The sequence below is a fragment of the Pseudomonas sp. F2 genome, assembly GCF_057174385.1.
On record NZ_CM169904.1, the window covers coordinates 3,678,380 to 3,693,568 of the forward strand.

At 60.8% G+C, this 15,189-nt stretch carries 14 protein-coding genes; 11 read left to right on the forward strand and 3 right to left on the reverse strand.

Going from position 1 to position 15,189, the window contains the following annotated elements; translation table 11 throughout:
* Positions 1–11: 11 nt before the first annotated feature.
* The 3 genes from thiE (at position 12) to AC193Q_RS16515 (ending at position 2,714) form a co-directional block, all read left to right on the forward strand.
* Positions 12–635, forward strand: coding sequence for a thiamine phosphate synthase (gene thiE, locus AC193Q_RS16505; protein ID WP_041065048.1), 624 nt, complete (start codon positions 12–14; stop codon positions 633–635).
* A 15-nt stretch (positions 636–650) separates the two neighbouring features.
* Positions 651–1,934: a glutamate-1-semialdehyde 2,1-aminomutase gene (gene hemL / locus AC193Q_RS16510; protein WP_121187372.1), complete on the forward strand. Its 1,284-nt coding sequence runs from the start codon at positions 651–653 to the stop codon at positions 1,932–1,934.
* Positions 1,935–2,159: 225 nt separating this feature from the next.
* Positions 2,160–2,714: a tetratricopeptide repeat protein gene (locus AC193Q_RS16515; protein WP_047296791.1), complete on the forward strand. Its 555-nt coding sequence runs from the start codon at positions 2,160–2,162 to the stop codon at positions 2,712–2,714.
* A gap of 166 nt (positions 2,715–2,880) precedes the next feature.
* Here AC193Q_RS16515 and AC193Q_RS16520 read toward each other — a convergent pair whose 3' ends face one another.
* Positions 2,881–3,210 carry a DUF1820 family protein gene (locus tag AC193Q_RS16520; protein ID WP_003185742.1) on the reverse strand — a complete coding sequence of 110 codons (330 nt, stop codon included), beginning with the start codon at positions 3,208–3,210 and terminating at the stop codon, positions 2,881–2,883.
* Positions 3,211–3,343: 133 nt separating this feature from the next.
* On the opposite strand from AC193Q_RS16520, the gene miaB reads away from it, so the two are divergent.
* The 5 genes from miaB to lnt all read left to right on the forward strand — a co-directional run bounded on the left by miaB (position 3,344) and on the right by lnt (position 9,087).
* Positions 3,344–4,672, forward strand: a complete 1,329-nt coding sequence (miaB, locus tag AC193Q_RS16525; protein WP_483878623.1) for a tRNA (N6-isopentenyl adenosine(37)-C2)-methylthiotransferase MiaB — start codon at positions 3,344–3,346, stop codon at positions 4,670–4,672.
* Positions 4,673–4,956: 284 nt separating this feature from the next.
* Positions 4,957–5,955 carry a PhoH family protein gene (locus AC193Q_RS16530; RefSeq protein WP_097089326.1) on the forward strand — a complete coding sequence of 333 codons (999 nt, stop codon included), beginning with the start codon at positions 4,957–4,959 and terminating at the stop codon, positions 5,953–5,955.
* Complete coding sequence (ybeY, locus tag AC193Q_RS16535; protein ID WP_095668226.1) at positions 5,948–6,442, forward strand: rRNA maturation RNase YbeY; 495 nt, start codon at positions 5,948–5,950, stop codon at positions 6,440–6,442. Before AC193Q_RS16530 ends, ybeY begins: the two co-directional genes overlap by 8 nt.
* A gap of 5 nt (positions 6,443–6,447) precedes the next feature.
* Positions 6,448–7,287 carry a CorC family transporter gene (locus AC193Q_RS16540; protein WP_027612886.1) on the forward strand — a complete coding sequence of 280 codons (840 nt, stop codon included), beginning with the start codon at positions 6,448–6,450 and terminating at the stop codon, positions 7,285–7,287.
* A 276-nt stretch (positions 7,288–7,563) separates the two neighbouring features.
* Complete coding sequence (gene lnt / locus AC193Q_RS16545) at positions 7,564–9,087, forward strand: apolipoprotein N-acyltransferase (RefSeq protein WP_483879637.1); 1,524 nt, start codon at positions 7,564–7,566, stop codon at positions 9,085–9,087.
* Between the two features lie 177 nt (positions 9,088–9,264).
* Here lnt and AC193Q_RS16550 read toward each other — a convergent pair whose 3' ends face one another.
* Together AC193Q_RS16550 and AC193Q_RS16555 are read right to left on the reverse strand one after the other, a co-directional pair.
* Positions 9,265–10,026 carry an ElyC/SanA/YdcF family protein gene (locus AC193Q_RS16550; RefSeq protein ID WP_476286261.1) on the reverse strand — a complete coding sequence of 254 codons (762 nt, stop codon included), beginning with the start codon at positions 10,024–10,026 and terminating at the stop codon, positions 9,265–9,267.
* A 105-nt stretch (positions 10,027–10,131) separates the two neighbouring features.
* Positions 10,132–10,455: a hypothetical protein gene (locus AC193Q_RS16555; protein ID WP_047296802.1), complete on the reverse strand. Its 324-nt coding sequence runs from the start codon at positions 10,453–10,455 to the stop codon at positions 10,132–10,134.
* 256 nt (positions 10,456–10,711) lie between these two features.
* Between AC193Q_RS16555 and leuS the strand changes: the two genes are divergently transcribed.
* From leuS to holA, 3 genes are all read left to right on the forward strand, one after another.
* Positions 10,712–13,318 carry a leucine--tRNA ligase gene (leuS, locus tag AC193Q_RS16560; RefSeq protein WP_483878624.1) on the forward strand — a complete coding sequence of 869 codons (2,607 nt, stop codon included), beginning with the start codon at positions 10,712–10,714 and terminating at the stop codon, positions 13,316–13,318.
* Between the two features lie 88 nt (positions 13,319–13,406).
* The gene (locus AC193Q_RS16565; protein ID WP_041065019.1) at positions 13,407–14,012 is read left to right on the forward strand and encodes an LPS-assembly lipoprotein LptE; all 606 of its coding nucleotides are present in this window, start codon (positions 13,407–13,409) and stop codon (positions 14,010–14,012) included.
* A gap of 39 nt (positions 14,013–14,051) precedes the next feature.
* Positions 14,052–15,089 (forward strand): DNA polymerase III subunit delta, encoded by a 1,038-nt coding sequence (gene holA, locus AC193Q_RS16570; RefSeq protein ID WP_025108700.1) that lies wholly within the window; start codon positions 14,052–14,054, stop codon positions 15,087–15,089.
* Positions 15,090–15,189: the final 100 nt, after the last annotated feature.

Genomic DNA, 15,189 nt, shown 5'->3' on the forward strand with positions numbered 1-15,189 from the left:
AGGTCTGCCTGATGAAACTACGTGGCCTGTACGCCATCACCGACAGCCAGTTGCTGGCGGGCAAGTTTCTGTCGTACGTGGAGGCGGCGCTGGAAGGCGGCGTCACCCTGTTGCAATACCGCGACAAAAGCAGCGACGAGGCCCGACGCCTGCGCGAGGCCGAAGCCCTGCGTGACCTGTGCGAACGCTACAAGACGCAGTTGATCATCAACGATGACGCCGAACTGGCCGCGCGCCTGAACGTCGGCGTGCACCTGGGACAGACCGACGGCCCGCTGTCGCCGACCCGCGCCTTGCTCGGCTCCAAAGCCATCATCGGGTCGACCTGCCATGCGCAGCTCGAACTGGCTGAACAGGCCGCCAAGGAAGGCGCGAGTTATGTCGCCTTCGGTCGCTTCTTCAATTCCAGCACCAAACCCGGCGCGCCAAGCTGCAGCCTCGATCTGCTCGACGAGGCCAAGCGCAAGCTGCATCTGCCGGTCTGTGCGATTGGCGGCATCACCCTCGACAACGCCGCCCCGCTGGTGGCCCACGGTGTCGACCTGCTGGCGGTGGTCCACGGCTTGTTCGGTGCCCAGAGCACCGCCGAAGTGACCCGCCGCGCCCGCGCCTTCAACGAACTTCTGAAAATCTGATTTGAGAGCCCGAACATGTCTCGTTCCGAAACCCTGTTTGCCAATGCCCAGAAACACATTCCCGGTGGTGTGAACTCGCCGGTGCGCGCGTTCAAGAGCGTGGGCGGCACACCGCTGTTCTTCAAGCACGCCGAAGGCGCCTACGTCACTGACGAAGACGACAAGCGTTATGTGGATTACGTCGGTTCGTGGGGTCCGATGATCCTTGGCCACAGCCACCCGGACGTGCTCGACGCGGTGCGCAATCAACTGCAGCACGGCCTGTCCTACGGCGCGCCGACCGCGATGGAAACCGAAATGGCCGATCTGGTCTGCTCGCTGGTGCCGTCGATGGACATGGTGCGCATGGTCAGCTCCGGCACCGAAGCGACCATGAGCGCAATCCGTCTGGCCCGTGGTTACACCGGTCGTGACAGCATCATCAAGTTCGAAGGCTGCTACCACGGTCACTCCGACAGCCTGCTGGTCAAGGCCGGTTCCGGCGCACTGACTCAAGGCGTGCCGAGCTCCGCCGGTGTACCGGCAGCGTTTGCAAAACACACCTTGACCCTGCCGTTCAACGACATCGACGCGGTTGAGAAGATGCTCGCCGAAGTCGGTCAGGACGTGGCGTGCATCATCGTCGAGCCAGTGGCGGGCAATATGAATTGCGTGCCGCCGGCGCCGGGTTTCCTCGAAGGCCTGCGTGCGCTGTGCGACAAGCATGGCGTGGTACTGATTTTCGACGAAGTGATGACCGGTTTCCGGGTGGCCCTCGGTGGCGCTCAGGCGTACTACGGCGTAACCCCGGATCTGACCACGTTCGGCAAGATCATCGGTGGCGGCATGCCGGTCGGCTGCTTCGGCGGCAAGCGCGAAATCATGCAGCGCATTGCGCCGCTGGGCCCGGTTTATCAGGCCGGCACCCTGTCGGGCAACCCGCTGGCAATGGCTGCCGGTTTGACCACCCTGCGCCTGATCAGCCGTCCGGGCTTCCACGCCGAGTTGACCGATTACACCACGCGCCTGCTCGATGGCCTGCAACAACGCGCCGATGCGGCGGGCATTCCGTTCGTCACCACGCAAGCGGGTGGCATGTTCGGCCTGTACTTCAGCGGTGCCGACGACATCGTCACTTTTGAAGACGTGATGGCCAGCGACGCGGCATTGTTCGGTCGCTTCTTCCACCTGATGCTGGAAGGCGGCGTGTACCTCGCACCGAGCGCCTTCGAAGCCGGTTTCACCTCGATCGCCCACGGCGAAGCCGAGCTGAAAATCACTCTGGACGCAGCCGAGCGCGCCTTCGCCGCACTGAAGTAATCGCCGTGCCGCTGACGTTGGCCATCGCCAGCGTCAGCTTTTACCTACACCCAAGCCGTTTTTCCCACGCCTCTGCTAAAAATCGGCAATAAAGTGGGCGATATATTCCCCGCGCAGCAGAAAAACGAGTAAAGACTTTGTAAGGTTGGCCCTGCTTATTTCATAATGCGCGCTTATTGGATCCCTCGATGGGTCCGCGTGCCCTTCAGAGGTAAGTCGATTCCCATGAACCGCACCGGCCGCACCCTTGCCTTGGGCTGCCTGTTGCTCCTTCAGCCCCTGCTCGCGCATGCACAAGCAGGCGGCAACTCGTTGTTGATCCCGGCGATGGGTCGTTGCACCCTCAATACCCAGCCGCAAGACGTCACGCAGGCACTGGCCGCCTGCCAGAAAGCGGCGGACGAAGGGGATGCACAAGCGCAATACGAGTTGGGTGAGTTCTACTACGACGGCAAGAATGCGCCACGCGATCTCAATCAAGCCCTGAGCTATTTCGAAAAGGCCTCGTTGCAAGGCCACGCTCAGGCGCAGTTCAAGCTCGGCACCATGTTTTTCCACGGCGAAGGCGTGCAGGCCAATAACATTCAGGCGTACATCGTGCTGAAGATGGCCGCGGTCAACGGCGCCGAAGATGCGCTGGACACCGCTGACGAAGTCTCCGAAAAAATGTCCCGCGAAGACCTCGAAACCGCGACCCAGGTGCTGGGGCAAATTTTCCGTAAATACCTGATGGAACTGCAGAACGCCGATGGGCGCACGCCGTTCTCGCCATTGCCATAAGACCTTTTGTGGCGAGGGGATTTATCCCCGATGGGTTGCGTAGCAGCCCCAAAACCCTGCAATCAAGTTCCTTCTGACATACCTTGCTGAATGGACTTGCGACTGCTTCGCAGTCGATCGGGGATAAATCCCCTCGCCACAAATCATTTCAAATCCAGATCCGGGCTTACTTCTCAGGCATCGGCATCGGAAACGGCATCACATTGCCGACCGCGCCGCGGGCTTCGCTGATTTTCGGGGTGCCCAGACGTTCCACCTCGTCGATGCGCACGATCGAATGCATCGGCACAAAGCTGCGCACCACGCCTTCGAACTGCGCCTTGAGCTTCTCTTCGCTCGGATCGACCACCACTTGCGTGCGCTCGCCAAAGACGAACTCTTCCACTTCCAGAAAACCCCACAAATCACTTTGATAGATCTGCTTGGCGTACATTTCGAACACCTGGCCCTGGTTGAGGAAAATCACCTTATAGATTGGAGCTTCGCGTTTGGTCATGGCGGGGGGATAACATCGGGGATAAAAATGAGGGCGCAAACTATAGCATAGCCACCGGACGCGCAGCGGTAGGAACCTGAGGGCTTGTTCCCTATAATGCCGGGTTCTTTGAATCACGTGACGACCCTACTCCATGGCCAAGAAGCTTTACATCGAAACCCACGGTTGCCAGATGAACGAGTACGACAGCTCGCGCATGGTTGATCTGCTGGGCGAACACCAGGCCCTGGAAGTCACCGCGCGCGCTGAAGATGCCGACGTGATTCTGCTCAACACCTGTTCGATCCGCGAGCGCGCCCAGGATCGGGTGTACTCGCAGCTCGGCCGCTGGCGCGAACTGAAACTGGCCAACCCGGACATGGTGATCGCCGTCGGTGGTTGCGTGGCCAGCCAGGAAGGTGCGGCGATCCGTGATCGCGCCCCGTACGTCGACGTGGTCTTTGGCCCGCAGACCTTGCACCGTCTGCCGGAAATGATCGACGCCGCGCGCAGCAGCAAGTTGCCGCAAGTCGACGTCTCGTTTCCGGAAATCGAGAAATTCGACCACTTGCCCGAGCCGCGCATCGATGGCCCGAGCGCCTACGTGTCGGTGATGGAAGGCTGCAGCAAATACTGCACGTTCTGCGTGGTGCCTTACACCCGTGGTGAAGAAGTCAGCCGGCCGTTCGATGACGTGATCGCCGAGATCATCCACCTCGCCGAAAATGGCGTGCGTGAAGTGACCCTGTTGGGGCAGAACGTCAACGGCTATCGCGGCCTGACCCATGATGGGCGTCTGGCCGATCTTGCCGAACTGATCCGCGTGGTTGCCGCCGTCGATGGCATCGACCGCATTCGCTACACCACTTCGCACCCGCTGGAGTTCTCCGACAGCCTGATTCAGGCCCACGCCGAAGTGCCGGAACTGGTCAAACACCTGCACTTGCCGGTGCAGTCGGGTTCCGACCGGATCCTCGCGGCAATGAAGCGCAACCACACCGCGCTGGAATACAAATCCAAACTGCGCAAACTGCGCGCCGCCGTGCCGGGCATCTGCATCAGTTCGGATTTCATCGTCGGCTTCCCGGGCGAGACCGAGAAAGACTTCGAACAGACCATGAAGCTGATTGCCGATGTCGGCTTCGACTTCTCCTATTCGTTCGTCTACAGCCAGCGTCCGGGCACGCCGGCGGCCGATCTGGCCGATGACACCCCGGAAGAACTGAAGAAAGAACGCTTGAATGCCTTGCAGCATCGTTTGAATCAGCAAGGGTTCGATATCAGCCGACAAATGGTCGGTTCGATCCAGCGCATTCTGGTTACTGACTATTCGAAGAAAGACCCGGGCGAGCTGCAAGGGCGCACCGAGAATAATCGTATCGTCAACTTCCGCTGCGATAATCCGACCCTGATCGGCCAGTTCGCCGACGTGCACATCGACGCGGCGCAACCGCATTCGCTGCGCGGCTCGCTGGTCCAATAACATCGCGCGCTTTCTGTAGTAGGACTGTTGTGGTGAGGGGATTTATCCCCGATGGTTGGCGCAGCCGACCCAACGCTGAAGTTGCGGTGAATCTGCCATACCAAGAGCTCTGGTTTTGGGGCCGCTCCGCGGCCCATCGGGGATGAATCCCCTCGCCACAGATAACTCCACCCGCCACAGAAAGGCGCTCCAAACTCGCATCGATATTTAAGAGCTTTCGCACCCACGCCACTGGCGTTATCCTTGGTTTCATCTTAATTGCCCCAGGGCGGCTAAATACGACCTTGAACGCACCCATAGAACCACATCGTTTTATCCTCGAGCCCTTTGAGGCTCGCCGCTTCGCCAATCTGTGCGGGCAGTTCGACGAGCATCTGCGCTTGATCGAACAGCGCCTGGCCATCGAGATCCGCAATCGCGGAAACCAGTTCGAACTGATCGGCGACCCCAAGCACACCACGTCTGCGGAAAACCTGCTGCGCCGCCTGTACCGCGAAACCAAGGGTACCGAGCTGTCACCGGACATGGTGCACCTGTTTCTCCAGGAATCGGCCGTCGTCGAACTGGACAATCACGCTCCCGCTGAAGCTTCCGTCGCCCTGCGCACCAAGAAAGGCATGATTCGCCCCCGTGGCTTGAATCAGCTGCGCTACGTGAAGGAAATCCTCGGCAACGACATCAACTTCGGCATCGGCCCGGCCGGTACCGGCAAGACCTATCTGGCGGTGGCCTGCGCAGTCGATGCCCTGGAACGCGAGCAGATCCGCCGCATTCTGCTGGTGCGTCCGGCGGTTGAAGCCGGTGAAAAGCTCGGCTTCCTGCCCGGCGACCTGGCGCAGAAGATCGACCCGTACCTGCGCCCGCTCTATGACGCACTCTACGAGATGCTCGGCTTCGAATACGTGGCCAAGCTGATCGAGCGTCAGGTGATCGAAGTCGCGCCACTGGCGTACATGCGCGGTCGTACGTTGAACAACAGCTTCATCATTCTCGACGAAAGCCAGAACACCACCGTCGAGCAGATGAAAATGTTCCTGACCCGGATCGGCTTTGGCTCCACCGCCGTGATCACCGGTGACATCACCCAGGTCGACCTGCCGCGCGGCACCAAGTCCGGCCTGCATCATGTGATCGAAGTACTCAAGGATGTTCCGGGCATCAGCTTCACCCACTTCCAGCCCAAAGACGTCGTGCGCCACCCGTTGGTGCAGCGGATCGTCGAGGCCTACGAGCGCTTCGAGACCCGTGCCGAAGCCGCCAGGGAAACCTCGCGCGATGCTTGAGCTGGATCTGCAAGTCGCTACCGAAGCGAGCGCCCCGAGTGAAACCGAGTTCCGCCAATGGTGCGAACTGGCCCTGCGCCAGCGCAGCGCCGACTCGGAAATGACCATTCGCCTGGTCGACGAGGAAGAAGGCCGCGAACTCAATCACACCTGGCGCCACAAGGATTACGCAACCAACGTCCTGTCGTTCCCGGCGGAAGTCCCGGACGAATTCCTCGACATCCCGCTGCTCGGCGATCTGGTGATCTGCGTGGCCGTGGTCGAGCGCGAAGCTGCCGAACAAGGCAAGGAACTCAAGGCCCATTGGGCACATCTAGTCATTCACGGCTGCTTGCATCTGCTCGGTTACGACCATATAGATGACGACGAAGCTGAAGAAATGGAAGCACTGGAACGCGAGTTGCTTGCCGAACTGGGCTATCCCGATCCGTACGCGGACGACGAAACCGAAACATCCCCTATCGTTACAACAAAGGATTCAGAGTAATCGCTATGAGCGAAGATCGATCGAGCAACGGGCAGAAGTCATGGCTGGGTAAACTGACCCAGGCTTTTGCCCACGAGCCGAAGAACCGTCAGGAGCTGCTTGAGCTGCTGCGTGATGCACATCAGAACAAACTGCTGGACAGCGAAGCGCTGGCCATCGTCGAAGGCGCCATTCAGGTGGCTGACCTGCAAGTACGCGACATCATGGTCCCGCGCTCGCAGATGATCAGCATCAAGGCGAACCAGACACCCCGTGAATTCCTCCCGGCCGTGGTCGACTCGGCGCACTCGCGCTACCCGGTCATTGGCGAAAGCCATGACGACGTGATGGGCGTGCTGCTGGCCAAGGACCTGCTGCCGCTGATCCTCAAGGAGAACGGCGACAGCTTCAACATCAAGGACCTGCTGCGCCCGGCCACCTTCGTGCCGGAGTCCAAGCGTCTGAACGTGTTACTGCGTGAATTCCGCGCCAATCACAACCACATGGCTATCGTCATTGACGAATACGGCGGCGTGGCCGGTCTGGTGACGATCGAAGACGTGCTGGAGCAGATCGTCGGCGACATCGAAGACGAGCACGACGTCGAAGAAGACAGCTACATCAAGCCGCTGCCCAGCGGTGACTTCCTGATCAAGGCCCTGACGCCGATCGAGAACTTCAACGAGTTTTTCGACAGCGAATTCTCCGACGACGAGTTCGACACGGTCGGCGGTCTGGTGATGAGCGCGTTCGGGCACTTGCCAAAACGTAACGAAATCACTGAAATCGGCGCCTATCGTTTCCGCATCCTGAATGCCGACAGCCGTCGCATTCATTTGCTGCGACTGACGCCAATCGCTCGTTAAATCTAAGGATTGGGGTATGTCATCAGCTATTTCCTGTATCGCGTTGCGCCTGAAAGCGGGCCAGGCAAGGCGCAGTCCGCAGGGAATGGCATTCCCTTTCCAAGGACTGCAACGCAGCATGGCCCGCTTTCAGGCGTAACCCGGAGGGCCGGGCCTGCTGTTACGCAGGGCTGCGTTGCTCGTCGTTCATTTGAAAAACCAAACTTCACTCCTCGCGCCTTGCCCTGCGTAACAGCAGACCCGGCGCGATACAGGAAATAGCTGATGACATACCCCCTGCGCTGGACAACCCGCCCCGGCTGGCCCGGTAACCTGCTGGCCGTGGCGGCCGGTGCAATCACCACCTTCGCCCTGGCCCCGTTCAACATCTGGCCACTGGCTTTGCTCGCGGTCGGCCTGTTCTACGCCGGCCTGCGTGAGCTGAAACCGCGTCAGGCGCTGGGCCGTGGCTGGTGCTTCGGTTTCGGACTGTTCGGTGCCGGCACCAGCTGGATCTACTACAGCATCCACCATTTCGGTGGTGCATCGGTGTTGCTGGCCGGGTTCCTGATGCTGCTGTTCACCGCAGCGATCGCGTTTTTCTTCGCCCTGCCCGCCTGGGTCTGGGCGCGCTGGTTGCGCCGCAATGAAGCACCGCTGGCCGATGCGCTGGCGTTTGCCGCACTGTGGGTCGGCCAGGAAGCCTTTCGCGGCTGGTTCCTCACCGGTTTCCCGTGGCTCTACTCCGGCTACAGTCAGCTCGACGGCCCGTTGGCCGGGCTCGCGCCGGTCGGCGGCATGTGGCTGGTATCGTTCGTTCTGGCGCTGACTGCAGCGCTGATCTACAACGCGCCCCGCTTGTTGCAATCCGGTCGCAAGGGCTTTATCGCGGCTGGCCTGGTGTTGCTGGTCGGGCCATGGGTGGCGGGCATTGCGCTCAAGGGCCACGCCTGGACCAGTCCGTCCGGTCCGGCCCTGAGCGTTGCCGCGATTCAGGGCAACGTCGAACAAAGCATGAAGTGGGACCCGGCGCAGCTCAATGCGCAACTGGCGCTGTACCGCGACCTGAGTTTCCGCTCCAAACCGGTGGACCTGCTGATCTGGCCGGAAACCGCGGTGCCGGTGCTCAAGGAGTCCGCCGAAGGCTACCTGAACATGATGGGTAACTTCGCCGCCGAGCGTAAATCGGCGTTGATCACCGGCGTACCGATCCGCGAGACGGTTCGTCACGAAAAACGCTTCTTCAATGGCATTACCGTGGTCGGCGAAGGCGATGGCACCTACCTCAAGCAGAAACTGGTGCCGTTCGGCGAATACGTACCGTTGCAGGATCTGCTGCGCGGGTTGATCGCGTTCTTTGATTTGCCGATGTCCGACTTCGCTCGCGGTCCGGCGGATCAGCCGCTGCTGCAGGCCAAGGGTTATCAGATCGCACCATTCATCTGCTACGAAGTGGTGTACCCGGAGTTCGCTGCAGGTCTCTCGGCACGCAGCGATCTGCTGCTGACGATCAGCAACGACACCTGGTTCGGCACCTCGATTGGCCCGTTGCAGCACCTGCAAATGGCGCAGATGCGCGCACTTGAAGCGGGCCGCTGGATGATCCGTGCTACGAACAATGGCGTGACCGGACTGATCAACCCGTTCGGGCAGATCACCGAGCAGATCCCGCAGTTCGAGCAGGGCATTCTGTATGGCGAAGTGGTGCCGATGCACAACCTGACGCCGTACCTGCAATGGCGCTCGTGGCCGCTGATCATCATCTGTGTGCTGCTGTTTGGCTGGGCGCTGATGGCGAGCCGGATGTCGAAAACCCTTTAAAAGCAATCCATGAACACTGTGGTGAGGGGATTTATCCCCGATCGATGACGCAGTCATCGCAAATCCATTGCACTCGTTTTACCTGAAAGGCCGAGATGCAGGTTTTGTTTTGGGGCGGCTTCGCCACCCATCGGGGATAAATCCCCTCGCCACAGAAGTCCTCTCAAAACAGTGCTCTTAGCGGTAAAACAGCGAATACCCCACCTGCCCTACCGCCTCATTCAGCAACTGCCCGCTCTGCCAGATCGATTTGAACTCCGGCAGCCAGCCACCAAACGGTCGCGCATTATCGGTCCCGAGAAACCCTACGGGCGCCGGCACCACTTCAAATCCTGCCTGCTGAAAACACCACACGGCGCGCGGCATATGCCAGGCCTGGGTGACGACGACCACGCGTTTTATGCCTTGAGGCAACAAGATGTCGGCGCTGAATTTGGCATTTTCCCAGGTTGTGCGACTCTCGCCTTCCTGCCAGCGCGTGGTCACGCCAAAGTCATCGCGCAGCGAATCGGCCATTAACTTCGCCTCGGTCGGCGGCGTGCCGTAATGCAGGCCACCGCTGGTCAGAATCGGCAACCCGGAGGCCTTGGCCAGTCGCGCCGCATAGCGCTGACGCTCCAGCCCCACGCCGGTTGGCTGATCCTCACCCCAAGCCAGATCACCGCGCTCGCGCCCGGAACCCAGCACCACGATGGCATCGGCCCGCTGCGCCAGGATTGACCAGGCATCACGGGGCAGCGGCGGCTCACGTTCCAGTGCCTTGGCGCCCGACTGCACGACCACCGGCAGGCTCATCAGCCAGAAGCCACCCAGCCCAATGGCAAAACACAAGCCGGCCAGTCGCGGCCGTGAGCGGCGCAGCCACCAGGCGACCAGCAACAGCAGCAAAAGAATGCCGGGCGGCAACAGAAGTTGTTTGATGAAGTAACGAAAAGGCATCGGGGCATCTCCAGAGATGCCCGAAGCCTAAGAGTGTTAATGATGCGTTACAACCGATAGGCAGGATCCTGTTGGAAAAGATCCGTTATCTGACCTGCCATGCGTTTACTTGGCCTGTACAGAACGAACCTTGACGGTGTCTCTGCCGGGCGCCTTGTCCTTGAGCCAGATGACCTTGGCTGAATGTGCTGTATCGAGCTGTTTCACTGCCTGCGACAGGTATCCATGCGCTTCACGCTCACTGCGATCCAGATAGGCCTTGACCAGTTTGAACTCGGCGGGGCTCAAGCCACGCAATTCCAGTTCCACGGGGCGCTCATCGCGCAGCCGGCCAGCGGTTTTGGCAGCGTCGAGCGCCATGCCCAGACGATCCATCAACCGTTCGTACAACTCGGGTTTCGTCACGTTTTTTTGCCGTTGCTCCACCATCCCTCACCTCATTGATGATAAGACTCACTCCCCAATAAGAGCTTAGCTTCGCTGCACAAACCGGCTGAACGCCGCGACCAACGGCCCTCGCCACGGTTTTCGGGGGCCAGACAGCTGTAATCAGGGTTTCCCTAGGCCAAGCGCGGTCATGTATGCTACGGCGCTTCCTGTCATTCCACTTCCAGCCTGTCCGGAGCATCCCCCGGAGGGCGCGTTGAAGAGGATTAGGCCACCCCTATCCAGTACAAAAGTAGCCATGCACGAACAATATCAGCCCCGTGAAATCGAAGCCGCCGCCCAGTCGTTCTGGGACGAGCAAAAGTCCTTTGAAGTCAGTGAACAGCCAGGCAAGGAAACCTACTACTGCCTGTCGATGTTCCCTTACCCCAGCGGCAAGCTACACATGGGGCACGTGCGCAACTACACCATCGGCGACGTGATCTCCCGCTACCAGCGCATGCAAGGCAAGAACGTTCTGCAACCGATGGGTTGGGACGCCTTCGGCATGCCGGCGGAAAACGCCGCGATGAAGAACAACGTGGCGCCCGCCAAGTGGACCTACGAAAACATCGCCTACATGAAATCCCAGCTGCGCAGCCTGGGCCTGGCGGTGGACTGGTCCCGTGAAGTGACCACCTGCAAGCCCGATTACTACCGCTGGGAACAATGGCTGTTCACTCGCCTGTTCGAAAAAGGCGTGATCTACCGCAAGAACGGCACCGTGAACTGGGACCCGGTCGACCAGACCGTGCTGGCCAACGAACAGGTGATCGACGGTCGTGGCTGGCGCTCCGGCGCGCTGATCGAAAAGCGCGAAATCCCGATGTACTACTTCAAGATCACCGCCTACGCGGATGAGCTGCTGGAGAGCCTCGACGAACTGACGGGCTGGCCGGAACAGGTCAAGACCATGCAGCGCAACTGGATCGGCAAATCCCGCGGCATGGAAGTGCAGTTCCCTTACAACGTCGACTCGATCGGCGAAGCAGGCACCCTCAAGGTCTTCACTACCCGTCCGGACACCCTGATGGGCGCAACTTACGTTGCCGTGGCCGCCGAGCACCCGCTGGCCACCCAGGCCGCGCAGAACAACCCTGAGCTGCAAGCGTTCATCGCTGAATGCAAGGGCGGCAGCGTCGCTGAAGCCGACGTCGCCACTCAAGAGAAGAAAGGCCTGCCGACCGGCCTGTTCGTCGAGCACCCGCTGACCGGTGAAAAACTCCCGGTATGGGTCGCCAACTACGTGTTGATGCATTACGGCGACGGCGCCGTGATGGCGGTGCCGGCGCACGACGAGCGCGATTTCGAATTCGCCCACAAGTACAACCTGCCGGTCAAATCGGTGGTGCGCACCAGCTCCGGCGACACCAACCCGGCGCCGTGGCAGGACGCCTACGGCGAGCACGGCACGCTGATCAACTCCGGCGAGTTCGACGGCCTGGACTTCACCGGCGCCTTCGACGCCATGGAAGTCGCCCTGATCAAGAAAAACCTCGGCGCCTCGCGCACCCAGTTCCGCCTGCGCGACTGGGGCATCAGCCGTCAGCGCTATTGGGGCTGCCCGATCCCGATCATCCACTGCGCCGCCTGTGGCGACGTACCGGTGCCGGAGGACCAATTGCCGGTGGTCCTGCCGGAAGACGTGGTGCCGGACGGCGCCGGTTCGCCACTGGCGCGCATGCCGGAATTCTACGAGTGCAGCTGCCCGAAATGCGGCCAGCCTGCCAAGCGTGAAACCGACACCATGGACACCTTCGTCGAGTCCTCGTGGTACTACGCCCGTTACGCCTCGCCGCACTTTGAAGGCGGTCTGGTGGAAAAATCCGCGGCCGACCACTGGTTGCCGGTGGATCAGTACATCGGCGGTATCGAACACGCCATTCTTCACCTGCTGTACGCGCGCTTCTTCCACAAGCTGATGCGTGACGAAGGTCTGGTGAGCTCCAACGAGCCGTTCAAGAACCTGCTGACCCAGGGCATGGTAATCGCCGAGACTTACTATCGTCGCGAAGCCAACGGTGCCTACACCTGGTTCAACCCGGCGGATGTGGAACTGGAGCGCGACAGCAAAGCCAAGGTCATCAGCGCCAAACTGAAATCCGACGGCTTGCCGGTGGAAATCGGTGGCACCGAGAAAATGGCCAAGTCGAAGAACAACGGCGTCGACCCCCAGTCGATGATCGACCAGTTCGGCGCCGACACCTGCCGCCTGTTCATGATGTTCGCCTCGCCGCCTGACATGAGCGCCGAATGGTCGGACTCCGGCGTTGAAGGCTCGCACCGTTTCCTCAAGCGCGTCTGGCGTCTGGCGCAGACCCACGTCACCCAGGGCCTGCCGGGGAAACTGGATCTCGCCGCTCTCAACGACGAACAGAAAGCCGTGCGCCGCGCCATCCACCTGGCCATCAAGCAGGCCAGTCACGACGTCGGCCAGAACCACAAATTCAACACCGCCATCGCTCAGGTGATGACGCTGATGAACGTGCTGGAAAAAGCCGCGCAAGGCACCGAACAGGACCGCGCGCTGATTCACGAAGGCCTGGAAGCCGTGACGCTGCTGCTGGCTCCGATCACGCCGCACATCAGCCATGAGCTGTGGAAGCAACTGGGCCATGCTGCCCCGGTGATCGATGCGGGCTGGCCTGCGGTCGATGAAAACGCACTGGTACAGGACAGCCTGCAACTGGTCATTCAAGTGAACGGCAAGCTGCGTGGCCAGATCGAAATGCCGGCCAGCGCCACCCGCGAAGAAGTCGAAGCGGCTGCCCGTGCCAACGAAAACGTGCTGCGTTTCGTCGACGGTCTGACCATTCGCAAAGTGATCGTTGTACCAGGGAAACTGGTCAACATCGTCGCCAGCTAAATTGGATTGGGCGCCAGGTTCGCCTGGCGCACTGTAAAACCTTTCGGGCCGCAGGGTCGGCCCACATGGTTTCAAGGGGAGCAACACAATGATCAAACGCAATCTGCTGGTGATGGGCCTCGCCGTTCTGCTGAGCGCCTGCGGTTTCCAGCTGCGTGGTACCGGCACCAATGAACTGACGATCAAGGAGCTCGACCTGAGCGCCCGCAACGCTTATGGCGAGACCGTCACCCAACTGCGTCAGGTGCTGGAGTCCAGCGGCGTCAAGGTTTACAACGGTGCACCGTACAAGCTGTACCTGGCTGACGAGCAGGAGAGCCAGCGTATCCTCAGCTACGCCGGGGCCGGCCGTACGGGCGAATACCAGGTCAGCACCGTGCTGAACTATGACATTGTTGGCGAACATAACCTGAACCTGCTGAGCGACAAGCTCGAAGTGCAGAAAGTGTTCATTCACGACGGCAACAACCTCGTCGGCTCCGATCAGGAAGCCAACGACGCCCGTCGCGAAACCCGTCGCGAATTGGTTCAGCGCATGATGCTGCGCCTGCAACAGCTGACGCCGGGCCAACTGCAGCAATTGCAGCAAGCGGCCAACGACCGTGCCCGGGCCGAAGCCGATGCACTGAAGGCGGCACAGAAGGCTGAAGCGGAAACACCGCGTCAGTCGCCGCTCGAACTGCCGCAGCAGTAAGACGTACGGGGCGCTCAGGCGCCCCGTTCGCCCTCTCTTATGAAGCTCGCTCCCGCTCAACTCGGCAAACACCTGCAAGGCGCGCTCGCGCCCGTCTATATCATCAGCGGCGATGACCCGCTGTTGTGTCAGGAAGCCGCCGACGCCATCCGCAGTGCTGCCCGCCAGCAAGGTTTCGACGAACGCCAGGTGTTCGCCGCCGACGCCAATTTCGATTGGGGTACCTTGTTGCAGGCCGGCGCCAGCATGTCGTTGTTCGCCGAAAAACGTCTGCTGGAACTGCGCCTGCCTTCGGGCAAGCCCGGTGACAAGGGCGCTGCCGCACTGATCGAATACTGCTCACGCCCCGCCGAAGACACCGTGCTGCTGATCAGCTTGCCCAAGCTCGACGGCAGTGCGCAGAAGACCAAGTGGGGCAAGGCGCTGGTCGAAGGTCAGCAGACCCAGTTCATTCAGATCTGGCCGGTGGATGCCAATCAGCTGCCGAGCTGGATTCGTCAGCGCCTCTCCCAGGCCGGGTTATCGGCCAGTCAGGATGCGGTCGAACTGATTGCCGCACGCGTGGAGGGCAACCTGCTCGCCGCCGCGCAGGAAATCGAAAAGCTCAAGCTGATGGCCGAAGGTGGGCAGATCACCGTCGAAACCGTGCAGGCCGCGGTGGCCGACAGTGCGCGCTTCGACGTGTTCGGCCTGACCGATGCCGTACTCAACGGCGAACCGGCCCACGCCTTGCGCATGCTCGAAGGCCTGCGCGGTGAAGGCGTCGAGCCACCGGTGATTCTCTGGGCTCTGGCACGGGAGTTGCGCCTGCTGGCCAATATCTCGCTGCAGTACAGCCAGGGCACACCGCTGGACAAGTGCTTCAGTCAGGCGAAACCGCCGGTCTGGGACAAACGCAAACCGCTGATGAGCAAAGCCCTGCAACGCTACTCGGCGCCACGCTGGGCGCAGTTGCTGCTTGAAGCCCAGCGCATCGATGCGCAGATCAAGGGTCAGGCCGCCGGCTCGCCATGGATGAGCCTGAGCCGATTGGCGTTGTTGATGGCGGGCCAACGCCTTTCGCTGCCCGCCGAATAATCTGTCATACCGCAAACGACTCTTCGCGAGCAGGCTCGCTCCCACATTGAAACGCATTCAAATGTGGGAGCGAGTCTGCTCGCGAAAGCGTCAGAACATT

Excerpts from the sequence above, each read along its gene's own strand:
- AC193Q_RS16555 (WP_047296802.1), bottom strand. The coding sequence starts at position 10,455 with ATGGTGGAGCAACGGCAAAAAAACGTGACGAAACCCGAGTTGTACGAA.
- leuS (WP_483878624.1), top strand. The coding sequence starts at position 10,712 with ATGCACGAACAATATCAGCCCCGTGAAATCGAAGCCGCCGCCCAGTCG.
- AC193Q_RS16515 (WP_047296791.1), top strand. The coding sequence starts at position 2,160 with ATGAACCGCACCGGCCGCACCCTTGCCTTGGGCTGCCTGTTGCTCCTT.
- AC193Q_RS16520 (WP_003185742.1), bottom strand. The coding sequence starts at position 3,210 with ATGACCAAACGCGAAGCTCCAATCTATAAGGTGATTTTCCTCAACCAG.
- thiE (WP_041065048.1), top strand. The coding sequence starts at position 12 with ATGAAACTACGTGGCCTGTACGCCATCACCGACAGCCAGTTGCTGGCG.
- AC193Q_RS16565 (WP_041065019.1), top strand. The coding sequence starts at position 13,407 with ATGATCAAACGCAATCTGCTGGTGATGGGCCTCGCCGTTCTGCTGAGC.
- AC193Q_RS16540 (WP_027612886.1), top strand. The coding sequence starts at position 6,448 with ATGAGCGAAGATCGATCGAGCAACGGGCAGAAGTCATGGCTGGGTAAA.
- ybeY (WP_095668226.1), top strand. The coding sequence starts at position 5,948 with ATGCTTGAGCTGGATCTGCAAGTCGCTACCGAAGCGAGCGCCCCGAGT.
- miaB (WP_483878623.1), top strand. The coding sequence starts at position 3,344 with ATGGCCAAGAAGCTTTACATCGAAACCCACGGTTGCCAGATGAACGAG.
- AC193Q_RS16550 (WP_476286261.1), bottom strand. The coding sequence starts at position 10,026 with ATGCCTTTTCGTTACTTCATCAAACAACTTCTGTTGCCGCCCGGCATT.
- holA (WP_025108700.1), top strand. The coding sequence starts at position 14,052 with ATGAAGCTCGCTCCCGCTCAACTCGGCAAACACCTGCAAGGCGCGCTC.
- hemL (WP_121187372.1), top strand. The coding sequence starts at position 651 with ATGTCTCGTTCCGAAACCCTGTTTGCCAATGCCCAGAAACACATTCCC.